Here is a 12,270-nt window from a genome sequence, read left to right as displayed (position 1 = left end):
CCCACGTCAAATTCCGTGCCTCGGCACGCCTCCAAACGACCAATTGTCGCACATAACGTTTCCGGCTGGATAGCCGCGTCGACCGCTGCGCACGGTCCGCGCAATGCGCTTTTCTTCTCTGATGATTTCAGGGACAATCCCGTCATGACAAAGAGAGACGGCGGCCCGAACGAGGCCGCCGCGAGGGAGGTAACCCGATGTCGCGGTATGGGCTGAGGACGGCTGTATTCGCCGCCATACATATTGCCGTGGGAGCGCTGCTCGCGACCGCGGCCGGCGCGCAGGACTATCCGAGCAAGCCGGTCACGCTGATCGTGCCATGGCCGGCCGGCGGCTCGACCGACATCTCGATGCGCGCGATCGCGGACAGCGCCTCGAAAGTGCTGGGACAGCCGATCGTGATCGACAACAAGGCCGGCGGCGGCGGCACGGTGGGCCCCGCGACCATGGCAGCGGCCGCCAAGCCCGACGGCTACACCATCTCGCAGATCCCGATCACCGTCTTCCGCCTGCCCTTGATGCAGGACGTGTCATGGGACCCGGCGAAGGACTTTACCTATATCATTCACCTCACCGGCTACACGTTCGGCGTGACCACCAGCGCGGAGTCGCAGTTCAAGTCCTGGAAGGACGTGATCGAGTTCGCGAAGGCGAATCCGGGCAAGGTGACCTATGCGACACCGGGCACCGGAACCTCGCTCCATATCGGCATGGAGCAGATCGCGGCGATGTCCGGCATCAAGCTCACGCAGGTGCCGTTCAAGGGCGGCGCCGAGACCAACGCCGCAGTGCTGGGCCAGCACACGATGCTCCAGGCCGATTCCACGGGATGGCGGCCCTTGGTCGATGCCGGCAAGCTGAAGCTTCTGATGGTGTGGACCGGCGCGCGATCGCCGAATTATCCCGACGTGCCGACGCTGAAGGAGCTCGGCTACCCCATGGTCTACGATTCCCCGTTCGGCATCGCCGGCCCGAAGGGCATGGACCCCAAGATCGTCGCCAAGCTGCACGACGCCTTCAAGAAGGCCGTCGAAGATCCCGCGGTGATCGCCACGCTCGCCAAGTACGACATGGTGCCGAACTACAAGAACACCGAGGACTACAGGAAGTTCGTCGTCGAGGTCACGGAGTCCGAACGCAAGGTCATCGACACGCTCGGGCTCGCGAAGAAGTAGAATCGCGAGAACAAATTGGGCTACTGCAAATTCTGACGTCATGCTGAGGTGCGAGCCGCCCTTGCGGCTCGCCTCGAAGGATGGACACGGGCACCGTCGCCCTTCGTGGGCCGCCGAAGAAGCGGCCGCCTCAGCGACAACGGCTTAGCCGTTGCGCGGGGGTGACGGTGGTCTAGGAGTGTTTCACATGGGCGACCAAACCGACGTCAAACTCCGCCTCTCCAACTCCGAACTCTGGGGCGGGCTGATCGGGCTCGGGCTCGGCGGCTTTGTGATCTGGCAGGGCTTGAGGCTGAAGCTCGGCACGATCAACGATCCCGGCTCCGGCTACGTGCTGTTCTACACCGGCATCCTGATGTGCGTGTTCGCGGCCTCCATCATCGTCTCGGCCGTCGCCGAGGGCGGGCCGACGCTGGCCTCGCGCTGGGAAAATGTGCGCTGGGGCAAGCCGCTGCTCGTCATCGCCTGCCTCGTCGCGTTCTCCTTCGCGCTGGAGCCGCTGGGATTTCTGCTGTCGTCGATCCCCTTGCTGCTGCTGATGTTGCGGCTGATCGATCCGGTGCGCTGGACGCTGGCGATCCCGATCGCCGTGCTGGTGCCATCAGGCATGTGGTGGGTGCTCAAGCGCCTGCTCCTGATCCAGCTGCCCTCCGGCCTGTTCGGGATCGGCTGATCGCATGGATACGCTCGTCAACGTCGCGCATGGGTTCGGCGTCGCGCTGCTGCCGATCAACCTGCTCTATTGCTTCATCGGCGTCTTCATCGGCACGCTGGTCGGCGTGCTGCCGGGCATCGGGCCGATCTCGGCGATGTCGCTGCTGCTGCCCGTGACGCTGTCGGGCACGCCGGAATCCGGCATCATCATGATGGCCGGCATCTATTACGGCTCGATGTATGGCGGCTCGACCACCTCGATCCTGGTCAACATCCCCGGCGAGGCGGCCTCCGTCGTGACCTGCATCGACGGCCACCAGATGGCCAAGCAGGGCCGCGCCGGCCCCGCGCTCGGCATCTCCGCCTTCGGCTCCTTCATCGCCGGCACGTTCGCGCTGGTGGCGCTGATGCTGGTGGCGCCAAGACTTGCCAGCATTGCGATCGCATTTGGCCCGGCCGAGTATTTCAGCCTGATGGTGCTCGGTCTCGTCGTGCTCACCTTCCTCACCCAGGGCTCGATGCCGAAGGCGCTATTGATGGCATGCATCGGCGTCGTGCTCGGGCTGATCGGGCTCGACAGCATCACGGCGCAGCCGCGCCTGACCTTCGGCCGCATGGAGCTGATCGACGGCATCGGCCTCGCGCCCGTGGTGATGGGCCTGTTCGGCGTCGCCGAGGTGCTGCTCAACACCGAGCAGGCGATCAAGCGCGACATCATCAACGCCAAGATCACGCAGCTCTTGCCGAACAAGGCCGATTGGCAGGCCAGCGCCGGCCCCGTCGCGCGCGGCACGCTGCTCGGCTTCCTGCTCGGCATCCTGCCCGGCGGCGGCGCGGTGGTGGCCTCGTTTGCGTCCTATGCGCTGGAGAAGCGGCTGTCGAAAACGCCGGAACGGTTTGGCCATGGCGCGATCGAGGGCGTCGCGGGCCCCGAATCCGCCAACAACGCGGCGGCCGGCGGCGCGTTCATTCCGCTGATGACGCTGGGCATCCCGCCGAACGTGGTGATGGCGCTGCTGCTCGGCGCCTTCGTCATCCACGGCCTGCAACCGGGGCCGCTGCTGATCACGCAAAACCCCGGCCTGTTCTGGGGCATCGTCGCCAGCATGTATATCGGCAACGTCATGCTGCTGATCCTCAATCTGCCGATGATCGGCATGTGGGTGCAGCTCCTGAAGCTGCCCTACAACATCCTCTTTCCCCTGATCATCCTGTTCACGATCCTGGGCGTGTACTGCTCCAGCAACAACGTGTTCGACGTCTATGTGATGATCGCGTTCGGGATCATCGGCTATTTCATGCGCAAGCTCGGCTACGAGCCGGCACCGCTGGTGCTCGCCTTCGTGCTCGGACCGATGCTGGAGAACAATCTGCGCAAGTCGCTGATCCTGTCGCAGGGCGATCTCTGGACCTTCGTGCAGCGGCCGATCTCGGCGGCGTGCCTTGCGCTGGCGCTGGCGCTGCTGGTCGCCCCGCTGCTGCCGTCGCTGCGCAGGAAGCGCGAGCTGGTGGCGCTGGATGAGGGAGCGTGAGGGAGGGGAAGCGAGATCGCAGCGCGATTAAACGATGAACTCCTACCCCGCCGCAGGCAGCGCGCTGTCCGGCGGCGCACTCCACGGGCGTTCGGCTGACGCCAGCCCGATCAGACGGCCCTGGATGTAGTCGCAACCCCAGTCGCGCAGCATGTTTGCGGCCTCGTCGTCCTGCACCCATTCGGCCACCGTCTTGATGTCGAGGCGGCGGGCGAGGTCGATCAGGGTCTGCACGAAGGCGCGATCGTCGGCGGAACGGGTGATGTTCTGCACGAAGGCGCCGTCGATCTTGACGATGTCCACGCCGAGCTTGCGCAAATTGCGGAACGAGGTGTAGCCGGCGCCGAAATCGTCGATGGCGATGCGGCTGCCGAAATTCTTCAGCCGCGTGACGAAGCCGCGGACATCGTCGATGTCCTGGATCGCGACCGTTTCGGTGATCTCGACGATCAGCCGCTCGGCGACCCCGGGATGCGCCAGCATCAGCGACTCGATTCCCGCCCACCAGTCCGGATCCATGGTGGTGTCCGGCGAGATGTTGAGGCTGAGACTGACAGCGGGCGCGGCCGCAAGCTCGGCGACCACGAGCTCGAGCACGCGGTGATCGACCAGGCGGATCAGGCCGAGGCGCTCGGCAACCGGCACGATGTCGGGCGCGAGCAGCACCTGGCCGTCACCCTGGTCCATCCGCACCAGGCATTCATGGAATGCGCGCTCGCGCGAGACGGCCGAGACCACCGGCTCATAGGCGAGCTTGATGCGGCGCTCGTTTAGTGCGGTGACGATCTCGTCGGTGACGCGGATGTTGACGCGGCGCTGCGCGTCGCGCGTGGCATCCGGACGCCACGCTGCAAACGAGCCGGCGCGGCGGCGCTTTGCGGCGTCCAGCGTCTCATGGGCGCGGTTGACCGCCTCGTCGGTGTTGCGGGCATAGCGCGGCACGCTGACCGCGCCGATCGACGCGGTGACCGAGACCGGGCCGGATTTGGTCGGCACCACCTCGTCCCGGATGCCGGCGAGGAAACGCTCGGCGGCGACGTTCATGTCGTCGATGGTGCAGTTCTTCAGGATCAGGCCGAACTTGTTGCCGGAGAAGCGCCCGAGCACGTCGCCGCCGCGCAGCCGCGCGCGAATGCGTTTGCCGACATCGAGAATCACGGCATCAGCAACGTCGAAGCCGAAGGCGTCGTTGACGCGGGCGAGATGATCGATGCCGACCAGCATGAAGGCCGCGGTCGAGCGGAAGCGGGTCGTCTCCTCGATCGCCTCGGCCAGCGCCGCGATCAGATGCGAGCGGTTGAGCTCGCCGGTCAGCGGATCGAGCCGGGCCAGCCTGGTCAATTCCTCGTCGCGGGCGTGGCGCTCATTGTTGATGCGGACGGAGCCGATCGCGCGGACCGGACGGCCGTCGGGGCCGGCGAACCAGCGGCCGGTCTCCTCGACCCAGACCACGGGATCGGAGGCGCTCATGCGCACGCCGTATTCGACCCGGTAGGGCGTGCCGTCGGCGCCGTGCACGGCGGAGGTCTGCGCCAGCGCGGCGGTCCGCAGCGACGGCGCGGGCTCGATCAGCTTGGCGAATTCGGCGCCGGTCGCGAGCCGCTCGGCGGGGATGCCGGGGAAGACGGCGCCGGCGTGCTCCCCCCAGACGATGACGTCGCTGGCGATGTCCCAGGCGAACACGGCCTGGCCGAGCGCGGCCAGGATGTCGGAGGCTTGTGGCAATGCGGGGGTCAAAATCGCCTCATTTCGGGACAGCGGGGAGTCCTGAGCCGGCACAGGATAGAGCCAGATTCGCCCCCAACCCTAGGCAAAGTTGATAAACAATTTGGAAACCATGTTTCGGGGCAGCGCGGAACCAAACCGGCCCGGCCGGCATAGGCCTTGCGAGTACGTGACTCGCACCGGCGCCCGCGTCCCGAAACGCGACGATCTTCGCCGGATCAACGGTGATTGCGATGTTGAGTACTGATCGATCGGACTTGGCGGACTACGGCACAGGCTCGGCCCTCGTGCCGCTGCTGCCGACGTTGCAGTGGGTTATCAAGGCGCCGCTGCCTCGCCCCGATCCGAGCTTCGTCACCCAACTCATCGCCAATGCCGAGCATTTGCCCCAGGCCAGCCGGCTCCGCCGCGCCTCCCCTGAAGATGCGCGGATGGCCTATGGCAGCAAGCGCCCGCTCGGAAGCGTCAGCGCGCGCACGCGGCAGGTGGCTTGAAATCGATCAGCGCGGCGTATCCGGCGACGACGGCGTGCCATTGCCCGGCTGCAGATGCGGCGAGGGAATTTCCGGCGAGGGCGGGCTCACCGGCTTCGGCGCCGGATGGTCCATCAGCACGGATTCGGCGACCGATTGAGCGGTGGGCGCGGGCGGCACCGGGGCTGCTTGCGGTGCCGACACCGGCTCGAATTTGGGCTCGGACGCGACGTCATCCGCCGGCGCCTCGGCCTGGCGCTTGGCCTTGCGCGGCGCGGGCACCGTCGTCTCGGCGACATAGGTGACGCGGCGGCGCGTGCGCTGGGCGATGCCGCCGAGGAAATCGGCCATCGCGAGCAGCACCAGCAGGAAATAGGTGGAGTTGCCGAATTTGGGCCACATCACGAATTCGGCGGCGGCCGCGCCGAACACGATCAGCGACAGCAGATGATCCATCAGGAATTTCGAGCCGGGCCGCGCGCCTTTGACCACCTCGAGCAGCAGCAGCACGATACCGAGCGCAAGCATCAGATCGGCGAGCGTGACCGGCCAGGTCTCGCCCGTGATCATCGGCACCTTGAACAGCACGTCCGAGAAGGACACGCTGGGCATCAGGAAGGCGATGATGTTGTAGACCGCGAGCGGAATCAGGAGCAGCGGGAAACCGACCATCGGCGAAATGCCTTCTCGATCAAGATATCCGGACAGAACAATGCAGCGGCGAAGCATTCGCTCCGCCGCCGTCACCGTCATATCTCATGGGTTGGCCGAAATCAGGCAGGTCACGTCATCCTGATTGAGGATAACCCTGCCCGAAGAAGAGTCCGACCTCAGGACTCTTTCTTCTTCAGGACCTGACGGCCCTTGTACATGCCGGTCTTGAGGTCGAGATGGTGCGGACGACGGAGCTCGCCGGAGTCCTTGTCTTCCACATAGGTCGGCTTCTTGATGGCGTCTGCCGAGCGGCGCATGCCACGGCGCGACGGCGAGGTTTTTCTTCTCGGAACGGCCATTTCAATATCCTCTAGGGATTGGTGTCATCAGGGCATCGTCCGCGAGGGACGGCTCAGCACCCGCAATACGAGGCGAGCTGAATGCCGATCAAGGCCGCGCTTATAGAGGAAGGCTGGCCGCAAAGCTAGGCTCTTGGGCCGGAAAATGCGCCCGAAAAGGGCCCGAAATCAGCGATTTTCCCGCCAGCAGGTCGCAAGCGTCGAGGCCTGCGCCCTTGCCACATAGGTCCCGGCGAGCCGCCGGACGCCCGGTCCGGGGGTCCTGGCGCTGCGTTTGACCGGATTCGGCAGGATCGAGGCCAGAAGTGCCGCCTCCCGGGGGGAGAGGCTGGCGGCCGATTTACCGAACGCATAGGCACTGGCCGCCTCCACCCCAAACTGGCTCTGCGGACCGAGCTCGGCGATGTTGAGGTAAATTTCCAGGATCCGCGGCTTAGGCAGGACGAAATCGATCCACAACGCCAGCGGGAATTCCAGCGCCTTGCGGATGAAGTCCCGCCCCTGCCAGAGGAACAGGTTTTTCGCCACCTGCTGGGTGATGGTGGAGGCGCCCCGGAAGGCGGTGCCGTCCTCCTTCGCGTCGTCGATCGCCTCGCGCAACGCGCCCCAGTCGATGCCGTGATGCTTGCAGAAATGAGCGTCCTCGGCCGCCACCACCGACCGCGGCAGGTAGGGCGACATCGCCGCGAGATCGATCCATTCCCGCTGCATCGGCGCGCCCCGCAAGCTGCGCCAGGCCATCAGCGTCGAAACGGGATGACCGGAGCGGTAGAACGGCGCGATCACATAGGGCGCGAGAACCACGACCGCGAGCGCTACCAGCAGGATTTTAACGATGCGCAAATCGACCTTTCCGGCGCAAAATGAAACGCAGCCACGGGCCCAGCCATTAAGTCTGTGATAATTCGGGTCTTTTCCAGCACTTTTTAGGCCTTCCAAACGATTGACTGAGGCGGGCTCATAAAGGATTGTCCCGCCGAATTTTAGTTCTGGAGCCCTTCTTGATGACCGGCACGTCCCCGTCCGATTTCGCCAAACGTCTGGACAAGACCGCTGATGATACCGAGGCCCTGCTCGGGCGCCTCCTCGCGGACGACATCCTGCCCGATGAAATCGCCCGTCCCAAGCGACTGATGGACGCAATGCGCTATTCGAGCCTGAACGGCGGCAAGCGCCTGCGGCCGTTCCTGGTGGTTGAAAGCGCAGCCGTGTTCGGCGTGCCGCGCGAGGCGGCGCTGCTCGCCGGTGCGGCGCTCGAATGCATCCACTGCTACTCGCTGATCCATGACGACCTGCCGGCGATGGACAATTCGGACCTGCGCCGGGGCCGGCCCACCCTGCACAAGAAGACCGACGACGCGACCGCGATCCTCGCCGGCGACGGCCTGCTGACGCTCGCCTTCGATATCGTCACCCGCGACGAGATCCATTGCGACGCCAATGTACGGCTGCTGCTGACGCGCGCGCTGGCGCGCTGCGCCGGCATCGGCGGCATGGTCGGTGGCCAGATTCTCGACCTCGCAGGCGAAGGCCGCTTCGGCGGCAACGAGCCGATCGATGTCGCCCGCATTCAGCAGATGAAGACCGGCGCGCTGCTGCGCTACGGCTGCATCGCCGGCGCGATTCTCGGCCAGGCCACGGCCAAGGAATATCAGGCGCTCGACGATTACGGCCGCGCGCTCGGCGAAGCCTTCCAGATCGCCGACGATCTGCTCGACGTCGAAGGCGATGCCGCGGCGCTCGGCAAACCCTCGGGCCAGGATGCTGCGCTCGGCAAGACCACCTTCGTCACCCAGCTCGGCATCGAAGGCGCCAAGCAGCGCGTGCGCGACCTGCTCGCGCGCGCCGACAGCGCGGTCTCGATCTTCGGCGATCGCGCGGCCGTGCTGCAAGCCGCCGCGCGGTTTGTCGCCGAGCGCAAGAACTGACCGTGCGATGACGGGCATCGACAAGGAAGATCCCGTCCTCGCGCGCTTCCAGAAAATGTCGCGGCCGATGCGCGTGATCTACGCGCGGCCGCGGACATTCATTTCACTCGGGTTCGGCATCCTGGTCTGCCTGCTGCTGCCCGGCTCCCTGCGGCTGGCGACGCGGCTCGTGCTCGGCTGGGATGCGCTGATCGCGGCCTATCTGGTGCTGGTCTACGTGATGATGCTGAACAACGACCACCAGCACATCCGCCGCAACGCTGCGATGCAGGACGACGGCCGCTTCGTGATCCTGCTGGTGACGGCGATCGGCGCATTCGCGAGCATCGCGGCGATCGTCGCCGAGCTCGGCGCCCATCGCGGCGCCACGGAGCTGACGATCGCGATCACCACCATCGCGCTGTCATGGGCCGCCGTGCACACCACCTTCGCGCTGCACTACGCCCATGACTACTATCGGCACCCGCCGGGCGGGTTGCAATTCCCGAGCGGCGACAAGGAAGACCACGCCGACTATTGGGACTTCGTCTATTTCTCGTTCGTGATCGGCATGACCGCGCAGGTCTCCGACGTCGGCATCACCGACAAGACCATCCGCCGCACCGCGACCGCGCACGGCATTATCTCGTTCATCTACAACACGGCCTTGCTGGCACTGACGGTGAACATCGCGGCGAGCGCGATTGCGACTTAGATGTCGTCCTGGCTTTCGCCACGACGACCATGTGGAATCATCTCGGCTTCAATTACACACCTCGGCGTTGGCATCGTTGCCGGGGCCGCCGCCACCGCGATACTCGAGATGGCAACCGCGGTTGACCGGACGGCAGCCGCCATTAGTGCAGAAGACCTGCCCGCCGCCTGAGGTGCGCCGCGCACCGGTCGCGATGCCGGCAGCGTCGCCGCCCAAGCCACCGAGGCCGCCCGCGGCGCCGATCTGCGGACGCTGCCGTGCCGGGCGATCCTCGCTGTCGTCACGCCGCGAGGTCGCAGGTTTGGAAGCCGTCGGCTTGGCGGCGCGCTTCTTCTCGCATTCGTTGTCGTCGTTCAGCGCATAGCCGTCGCCGCAGACGATCCTGGTGCACTTGTCGCCGTCGGCCTTGAAGCCGTGCTCGCAGACCAGCGGGCAGACGCGCGACGGCTTCGACTTGACCGTATCGAGCGCATCGGTGCTCGCCACTTTCACGTCGAGCTTGGTGCCGGCATAGCGGTTGAACTGCGACAGCGACCGCTGCGAGGACGTGTTCCAGTTGCCGTCGGCCTGGCCCGAGAAACAGCCGACGCGGCCGAGCTCGGTCTGGACCGAGCGGCTGAGATCGGCCGGCGTGGTCGCCGGCGTCAGGGACGCAACGTTGGTCCCGGCGGGGCTCGCCGTGCTGGCCGGCGCAGCGCTCGGGGCCGCGGCGGCGAGGTTGACGCGCTGCTGCTCGGCGGCGGCCGCCTGCTGCTGCGCCTGCTCCTTTGCCTTCTGGGCGGCAAGCTGCGCCTGCTCGGCGGCCTTCGCATCGGCCGCAGCCTTGATCTGCGCATCCTTCTGCGCACCGACGGCGGCAAGACGATCGCGCTCGGCCTCGGCCTGCTTCGCCTTCTCGATCGCCGCCGCATGGGCCTGCTCGGCACCGATCTTCTCGAGCTGAAGCTTGGCGAGGCTGGAATAGAAACCGTCCGGATGCTGGGCGAGGAAGGCGTCCCATGCCGCCCTGTTGCCGACCTGGAGCGCGAGCTCGTAGTCGCGGCGGATGTCGGCCTGCGGGTTCGCCACGGGCGACGCTGCAGCCGCCACCTTGACCGGCACCAGCGGGACGTCGTCGCCGCCGAGCGAGCCATAGACGAACGGCTCCTGCTTGTTGCCGGTCGACTTGAGCACGTCGTCGCGCACGAAGCCGAAGGCGCGGCGGACATCGAGGCCCGGCGTCGTCAGGTGCTTCGACAACGCAACCGTAAACGGGCTGTTGGCGCCGTCGCCGTCCTGCGCCGTGAAGCCGGCCTTGGCCGAATAGGCAATCAGCGTGTTGGGGCTGGTCGGCTCGACCTGGGCGAGGCCCCGGCCAATGCCGCGCGAGGCCACCGAGCGCTTCATGGTCTTGCCGAACGGATTGTCGCGGCAGGCATCCAGGATCACCAGGCGGAGCTGCTTGGCGGGTTCGACGGCGACCAGGACGCGGTCGAGCGAGAGTGCTTCGTCATAGACGTCGGTATCGCGCTCGAGCCTGGCGTCAACAGGGATCAGATAATTGGAGCCTTCGACCTCGATGCCGTGACCGGCATAGTAGACCACGGCGATGTCGGCATCGCGGGTCGCGTCCGCGAAGTCGCGCAGCACGCGCCGCGTCTCGAGGGCCGACAGATCGTGCCGGGAATCGACAATGTCGAAACCGGCATCCTTCAGCGTCTTCGCGATCACCGAACCGTCATTGACAGGGTTGGTGAGTGACGGCGCGTGCTGATAGGCCGAATTGGCCAGCACCAGCGCCACGCGCTTTCCGGCAAAAGCAGGTTCTGCGCCGAACAGCAGCGCGAGGGCGAGGAGAAGCGGGCAAAGTCTGAGCAAATTGCGCATGACACGAATTCCGAAGTTCAGGGCCGTTCGAGCCCCCTTTGGGATCGTTCTAGCAGGCTCCAGCGCCGGTGCTTGTCAGATCGAATGCCCCCTTTGGTTTGTCGCGCCAGCGCCATCGCGGTTCGCTGGGGTCCAGGCTGGGTTCCCTCATCCGTCCCCGACGTGCCCCCGATATTGCGGCAGATTGTCCGTAATCTCATGCCAGGGCGCCTTCGAGCCGACGAAAATGTGGGCGCTCGGCCGGATCGAGGGGGCATCGACCAGGGTTCCCATGGCGACATGAACCCATTTTCCGTCGCGCACCCGGGAATAAAGCAGCGAGCCGCAACGGGCGCAGTGGGCGTCATGGGTGGTGTCGTCCCCGAAAATGATCCGCTGGTCGTCACCCCGGACGATGCGGAGCTTCTCTTGCGCGATGCCGGCGAACGGCTTGAAGGCGGAGCCGGTGGTGCGACGGCAATTCGAACAGTGGCAGTTCATTGCGTAAGAGAATTGGTCCGCGACCTCGTAGCGCACGGCGCGGCAGTAGCATTCGCCGGTGAGGATACGAGCATTCGAATTTTCTGATCCGGTCATGGCAACGCCTGCGTGCAAATGGTTGACACACCCATAGCGCATTTTTATGCGTACGACTAAATTCCCGCCGAGCCATCATTCAAAGGGATGACCCATGAGCCAGAATCGTTCGAGCGTCGAGGCCGTCGTGCAAAGCTATTTTGACGGGCTCTACGAGGGCGACGCCGACAAGCTCGGCGACGTCTTCCATCCGTCCGCCGATCTGCGTTGGGTGGAAAAGGGCGAGCTGAAGATCCTGACCGTGCCGGACTGGCTCGCCTGGGTGCGCAAGCGCCCCTCGGCCAAGGCGGAAGGCAAGCCGCGCGAGGATTTCATCGTCACCATCGACCGTTCGGACGACAAGACCGCCTTCATCAAGGTCCGGTGCCAACTGCCGCCACGTTTTTTCACCGATTATCTGGTGGCGATGAAGCTCGCCGACGGCTGGCAGATCGTGTCGAAATCGTACCGGTATGACCTGAGGGAGTGAGGGAGCCTCAATCTCCCGCTGCCCAATATCTGCCGCGCTCGATGCCCATCCTCCGTCATTGCGAGCGTAGCGAAGCAATCCAGAATCTCTCCGCGGAAACACACTGGATTGCTTCGCTACGCTCGCAATGATGGGGTGGGACAATCGTGCGCGACCTTCCCTCCC

At 65.5% G+C, this 12,270-nt stretch carries 13 protein-coding genes; 7 read left to right on the top strand and 6 right to left on the bottom strand.

Annotated features, from left to right (window positions below; all coding sequences use genetic code 11):
* Positions 1-197 precede the first annotated feature (197 nt).
* From ACE10W_RS01390 to ACE10W_RS01380, 3 genes are all read left to right on the top strand, one after another.
* Complete coding sequence (locus tag ACE10W_RS01390) at positions 198-1,175, top strand: tripartite tricarboxylate transporter substrate binding protein (protein WP_304550267.1); 978 nt, start codon at positions 198-200, stop codon at positions 1,173-1,175.
* Positions 1,176-1,362: 187 nt separating this feature from the next.
* On the top strand, positions 1,363-1,848 hold the full coding sequence (locus ACE10W_RS01385; protein ID WP_304550265.1) for a tripartite tricarboxylate transporter TctB family protein: 486 nt from the start codon (positions 1,363-1,365) through the stop codon (positions 1,846-1,848).
* Positions 1,849-1,852: 4 nt separating this feature from the next.
* On the top strand, positions 1,853-3,361 hold the full coding sequence (locus ACE10W_RS01380; RefSeq protein WP_304550263.1) for a tripartite tricarboxylate transporter permease: 1,509 nt from the start codon (positions 1,853-1,855) through the stop codon (positions 3,359-3,361).
* A 42-nt stretch (positions 3,362-3,403) separates the two neighbouring features.
* On the opposite strand, the gene ACE10W_RS01375 is transcribed toward ACE10W_RS01380, so the two are convergent.
* Positions 3,404-5,098 carry a bifunctional diguanylate cyclase/phosphodiesterase gene (locus ACE10W_RS01375; RefSeq protein WP_028172630.1) on the bottom strand — a complete coding sequence of 565 codons (1,695 nt, stop codon included), beginning with the start codon at positions 5,096-5,098 and terminating at the stop codon, positions 3,404-3,406.
* A gap of 221 nt (positions 5,099-5,319) precedes the next feature.
* Here ACE10W_RS01375 and ACE10W_RS01370 point away from each other — a divergent pair, with 221 nt between their 5' ends.
* Positions 5,320-5,580, top strand: a complete 261-nt coding sequence (locus ACE10W_RS01370) for a hypothetical protein (protein ID WP_038965203.1) — start codon at positions 5,320-5,322, stop codon at positions 5,578-5,580.
* 6 nt (positions 5,581-5,586) lie between these two features.
* On the opposite strand, the gene ACE10W_RS01365 is transcribed toward ACE10W_RS01370, so the two are convergent.
* From ACE10W_RS01365 to mtgA, 3 genes are all read right to left on the bottom strand, one after another.
* The gene (locus tag ACE10W_RS01365; protein WP_028172628.1) at positions 5,587-6,231 is read right to left on the bottom strand and encodes a hypothetical protein; all 645 of its coding nucleotides are present in this window, start codon (positions 6,229-6,231) and stop codon (positions 5,587-5,589) included.
* Between the two features lie 158 nt (positions 6,232-6,389).
* Complete coding sequence (gene rpmF, locus ACE10W_RS01360; protein WP_007598106.1) at positions 6,390-6,572, bottom strand: 50S ribosomal protein L32; 183 nt, start codon at positions 6,570-6,572, stop codon at positions 6,390-6,392.
* Between the two features lie 168 nt (positions 6,573-6,740).
* Positions 6,741-7,415, bottom strand: coding sequence for a monofunctional biosynthetic peptidoglycan transglycosylase (mtgA, locus tag ACE10W_RS01355; RefSeq protein WP_161532927.1), 675 nt, complete (start codon positions 7,413-7,415; stop codon positions 6,741-6,743).
* A 161-nt stretch (positions 7,416-7,576) separates the two neighbouring features.
* Here mtgA and ACE10W_RS01350 point away from each other — a divergent pair, with 161 nt between their 5' ends.
* Both ACE10W_RS01350 and ACE10W_RS01345 read left to right on the top strand, forming a co-directional pair.
* A complete protein-coding gene (locus ACE10W_RS01350) occupies positions 7,577-8,500 on the top strand; it encodes a polyprenyl synthetase family protein (RefSeq protein WP_304550230.1) in 924 nt (307 codons plus the stop codon).
* Positions 8,501-8,507: 7 nt separating this feature from the next.
* The gene (locus tag ACE10W_RS01345; protein ID WP_161532926.1) at positions 8,508-9,194 is read left to right on the top strand and encodes a DUF1345 domain-containing protein; all 687 of its coding nucleotides are present in this window, start codon (positions 8,508-8,510) and stop codon (positions 9,192-9,194) included.
* A gap of 48 nt (positions 9,195-9,242) precedes the next feature.
* On the opposite strand, the gene ACE10W_RS01340 is transcribed toward ACE10W_RS01345, so the two are convergent.
* A complete protein-coding gene (locus ACE10W_RS01340) occupies positions 9,243-11,060 on the bottom strand; it encodes a caspase family protein (protein WP_304550225.1) in 1,818 nt (605 codons plus the stop codon).
* 147 nt (positions 11,061-11,207) lie between these two features.
* Entirely contained in the window at positions 11,208-11,636 is a 429-nt protein-coding gene (locus ACE10W_RS01335; protein ID WP_028172624.1) for a GFA family protein, read from the bottom strand.
* Positions 11,637-11,730: 94 nt separating this feature from the next.
* Here ACE10W_RS01335 and ACE10W_RS01330 point away from each other — a divergent pair, with 94 nt between their 5' ends.
* A complete protein-coding gene (locus tag ACE10W_RS01330) occupies positions 11,731-12,105 on the top strand; it encodes a nuclear transport factor 2 family protein (protein ID WP_011083764.1) in 375 nt (124 codons plus the stop codon).
* Positions 12,106-12,270 lie beyond the last annotated feature (165 nt).

Origin of the sequence: Bradyrhizobium sp. B025 (genome assembly GCF_042257955.1) — a bacterium.
GTDB lineage: Bacteria > Pseudomonadota > Alphaproteobacteria > Rhizobiales > Xanthobacteraceae > Bradyrhizobium > Bradyrhizobium diazoefficiens.
Note: the sequence above shows the minus strand (reverse complement) of the source record. Positions and strands in the feature narration are given on the sequence as shown.